Source organism: Prosthecobacter sp., assembly GCF_044373815.1.
Taxonomy (GTDB): Bacteria; Verrucomicrobiota; Verrucomicrobiia; order Verrucomicrobiales; family Verrucomicrobiaceae; genus Prosthecobacter.
Genome location: NZ_JBIPNG010000500.1, coordinates 1 through 4,689, shown reverse-complemented (window position 1 = coordinate 4,689; position 4,689 = coordinate 1). Strand labels below are relative to the sequence as shown.

General features: G+C 61.9%; 2 protein-coding genes. One reads left to right on the top strand and one right to left on the bottom strand.

The annotated features are described in order from the left end of the window. Positions 1-3,362: hydantoinase B/oxoprolinase family protein (locus ACIREA_RS26970; protein WP_397385423.1), on the top strand; the 3,362-nt coding region annotated here is incomplete at its 5' end. An 83-nt stretch (positions 3,363-3,445) separates the two neighbouring features. On the opposite strand, the gene ACIREA_RS26965 is transcribed toward ACIREA_RS26970, so the two are convergent. Continuing rightward, positions 3,446-4,689 (bottom strand): PPC domain-containing protein (locus ACIREA_RS26965; RefSeq protein ID WP_397385422.1); only part of this gene is annotated, 1,244 nt, incomplete at its 5' end.

Below are 4,689 nucleotides of genomic sequence, written 5' to 3'. Positions count from 1 at the left end.
CGGAAGTCCGCACCATCACTGCTTTCGACAATGACACAGGCGAGATCACACTCGATGCGCCTCCATCCTGGCAACCCGGCACCCTGCTGGAACTCACCACCGGCGAGGAGGCTCCGGTGCTCGGCGCGCGCATCCTGACAAACACCCCGCCCGGCTGCGAGTTTCCTCCCCTGAACCTCCGCATCGCCACCACGCGGGCCACCAATGCCCTGCTGGAGCACAAGGGCGGCCGCATCGCCCTCTTCATCACCCGGGGCTTCGGCGACCTCCTGCAAATCGGCGATCAGCGCCGCAGTGATCTATTCGCGCTGAAGCACGAACCGCGCTTGATCTTCCACGAGATCGCCTGCGAAGTGCCTGAACGCATCAGCATCTCTGGCGAGGTGCTCGAACCCCTCGATGAAACCCATGTGCGTGTTTCCGCCCATGAGTGCATCGCTCAAGGCATCACCACCGCCGCCATCTCCCTGCTGCATGGTCATGCTCATCCCCAGCATGAGCTTCGTGTTGCCTCCATCCTGCGCGAGTGCGGATTCACGCACCTCACGCTCTCGCACCAGACCGCCGCCTTTGCCAAGCTCCTGCCACGCACCCAGAGCACCGTGGCCGATGCCTATCTGCACGCGCCTGTGCAGTCCTTCCTCAACGGCATCAGCCGCGTCTCGCCCGACATGCAGGTGATGACCAGTGCAGGCGGTCTCAAATCCGCCGATGCCATCCGGCCCAATGACATGCTGCTCAGCGGTCCTGCCGGAGGAGCCATCGGTGCCGCCAATGCCACACGTCGACTCGGCATCACCAAGATCATCACCTTCGACATGGGCGGCACCAGCACCGATGTAGCTCGCATCGACACCCGCCCCGGCTACCGCTTCTCCCAAAACGTGGCCGGCATGCAGCTCCTTGCCCCCTGCGTCGCCATCGAAACGGTCGCCGCAGGTGGCGGCTCCATCTGCCACCTCACTCATCACGGCCTCGCCGTCGGCCCCCAAAGTGCAGGTTCCAATCCCGGCCCCGCCTGCTATGGCAAAGGCGGCCCGCTGACCATCACCGATGTCAATTTACTCCTCGGCCGCTTCGATCCCGCACGCGCTCCGATCCCTCTCGATACCGCAGCCGCACAGCGACGCCTGAGCGAACTCCATGCACAAACCGGCGGCACTGGCACCGAGGAAGAACTCCTGCAGTCCCTCCTGCGCCTCGCCATTGAGCACATGACCGATGCCATACGCCGCATCTCCATTGGTGAAGGCTTTGCTCCTGCTGATCACGCTCTGCTTGCCTTTGGTGGTGCCGGCCCTCAGCACGCCTGTGCCGTTGCAGAATCCCTCGGCATGCAGACGATCCTCGTCCCTGAACACGCCGGCATCCTAAGCGCCGTCGGCTTGCAGGAGGCTGTGCCGGAACGCATCATCGAAAAAGAAATCCGCCTGCCGCTGACGGCTGCATTGAACACCCTGCCAGCCGAACTCGCAGCCCTGCCGCAAGGCGAGCGCACACAAATCGCCGAGCTTCGCCTCAAAGGCCAGGACACACCGCTGCAAGTCGAGTTTGCTGATCCCGCCGATCTACCACAACTCTACGCCGCCGTTTACGAACGTCTCTTTGGCTACAAACCGCCAGCCAGCCGCGAGATCGAACTCGTCAGCCTGCGCATCATTCTGCGCGAACCCCAGAGTGCCACTCAGGGCACACCACTTCACGCTCAGCCTCTCGAACCAGCACCCACGCTGATCCAGGATGCCTTCAGCACGATCGTCATCGCACCCTGCTGGCGCGTGGAAAAGGTCACAGGCTTTGGTCACGTTCTGCGCTGCTCTCAGGTGGCAGGCCCGTCTCCCACACTGGGGCGCGATCTCCTGCGCCATCGCTTCCACTCCATCGTCAGCGACATGGGCGCCCTGCTCTGCCGCACCGCCATTTCCACCAACATCCGCGAGCGCCTCGACTTCTCCTGCGCATTGCTCGATCCCCACGGACGCCTGCTCTCCAGCGCCCCGCACATCCCCGTGCATCTCGGAGCTCTTGGAGTTTGCGTTCGCGAAGTCGCACAAGCCGTCGCCATGCAGCCGGGCGATACCATCATCACCAATCATCCCGCCTACGGTGGCTCGCATCTTCCCGATGTGACTCTCATCACGCCCGTGCATGATTCAAAGAATGCGCTCATCGGCTACATCGCCAATCGCGCGCATCATGCCGAGATCGGCGGCATCACGCCCGGCTCCATGCCCGCCAATGCCACGCGCTTGATCGAAGAAGGCGTCGTCATCGCACCCCGCCACCTCATTCGCGGCGGCGTCTCCTGCTTCGATGAGACCACCGCCCTGCTGACCTCCGCTGTCCATCCCACGCGCAATCTCGCCGACAACCTCGCCGACCTGCACGCCCAGCTCGCCGCCAATCTGCACGGTGCCGAGCGTCTGCGTGCATTGGCGGACGACTCTTTGCAGGGCCTGATGCAGAGCATCCTGGATCATTCCGCCCAGGTCATGCGTTCTCAAATCGACCGCCTGCCCGCTTCAATCTCAGCTGCAGAAAAACTCGATGACGGCTCCACCATCGCCGTCTCCATGCGCAAGTCCGACGGCAAACTCATCCTCGATTTCACCGGCACCTCCGGCGTGCATCCGCGCAATCTGAACGCCACCACCGCCATCGTGCGCAGCGCCGTTCTCTACGTCATGCGCATCATGCTGCAGGAAGACCTGCCGTTGAATGAAGGTCTGATGGAGCCTGTGGAAATCATCTGCCCCGAATCCCTGCTCAATCCCACCTTCACCGGCGATGCGGCGCGCGATCCTGCCGTAGTCGGCGGCAATGTCGAAGTCAGCCAGCGCCTCGTCGATACCCTCATCAAAGCCCTCGGCCTCCAGGCCTGCAGCCAGGGCACGATGAACAATTTCCTCTTCGGTGGCGCAGGCTTCGGCTACTACGAAACCATCGCCGGCGGTGCTGGTGCAGGAGACAGCTACCATGGCGCTCATGCCTTGCACACGCACATGACCAACACCGCCATCACCGATCCCGAGATCATCGAACAACGCTATCCCGTGCGCCTCCGCCAGTTCGCCATCCGCCGCCACTCCGGCGGCCAGGGCCAATGGCACGGCGGCGATGGCGTCATCCGCGAATTCGAGTTCCTCGCTCCACTCACCGTCAGCCTCCTCACCCAGCATCGCGTGGAATCTCCCTTCGGTCTCCACGGCGGCTCCGCCGGAAAAACCGGCCACCAAACCCTGCTGCGCGATGGTCAATCAACAACACTCGAAGGCTGCACCTCCTTTGCGGTTCACGCTGGAGATCGTGTGATCATTGAGACTCCCGGCGGCGGTGCATGGGGAAGCAGCCACGCTGCTTGAAGTACGACAGGCACTCCTGCCTGTCGACCAGCGCCCCCAAATCCCCCCACACTCACCGATACGTCTGCCCCGCGCACTCGCACCTACGGCTTCTTCGCCACCACCGTCAGCCAAGGATGCGTGTCAGCCACAATCAATAAATCCCCACGCGGCTCAGTAAACGGAATCGCATAAGTCGCCTTCACCGTCTCCACCGCATCCGGCGCGCTGGTCACAATCTCCACGGCAAACGGCGCCTGATTCGCCACCACCTCCGCCACCGCCTTCAGTGTCAGCTTTACCTCACCACCCTTCACCGGCACATCCACGCTCTCCGCCGTGACTCCCACAGGCAGCTGCACCGCCTGCGCTTTGATCTTCCCTGCAAAGGTTCCGTTCGTCTTAACCGTGACCTTCACTTCCACGGTCTTGCCAAACTCCAGCCGATAGGCATGGGTATCCAGCGTGGCCGCGAGCGAAGCCACAAACGGTTTCACCGTCAGCTCATACACATGCTCGGCGCTGCCATGTTGAAACCGGTCGCCCACAATCAGTTTAAACTCACCATCCTTCGGCGCTTTCCAGCGCAGCGTGGGGTCCAGGCTGTCTTTATCGGCATCATCCGCCTGCTGCAGAGATTTGCCTGCCTCATCCTCGATCCTCAGCGTGGCATCCAGCAGACTGCGCAGTCGTTGCGCACGCATGCTGATCTGCAAATCATCACCCTTTTTCGCTGTGAACGTGTAGGCATCCTCTTCCGCCGCCTTGCTGATACAGCCATTGAGCACCGCTGGCAGTGTGATTTTCCCCGGCGCGCTCAATGCCGTCACAGCCTTCGCCTCATCCGTCACCGTCAGCCGATACACATGACTGGCGCTGCCTTTCAACGCGACATCGGCCGCAGGCGGATGCGCAAACGCAAACAACTGCACAAATAAGGCTCCGTCGGCGACAGGCGTGTATTCAATGCGCGGATCAAGATTGTGCGTGTCATGCCCGGCAGCAATCTCAACACCCCGGTCATTCAGCAGCCGCATCGCTGGGTCCATTGGGGAGCCCAAGGCATAACCATGCAGATCAAATCGGATGCGTTTACCCTTCTGCGCCCGGATGGCGAAGGTGTCCACATCTCCCGCCTTCTCCAGCACGCCGTTGAAGGTCATATTCATCTTGCCCTCAGCCTTCTTGGCATCGGCCAGCGTGTCATTGGGCTCCTTTTCCAGCACCTCTTCAAATTTGCCCACTTCCACAATGCGCGGCGGCGAGGCATCCGCTGCGTTGTAAAGCCGTATCAGACACGGACCGGGCACAGCATCCTTGGCGATGTTGAGGAAGAACTTCTTCGGCT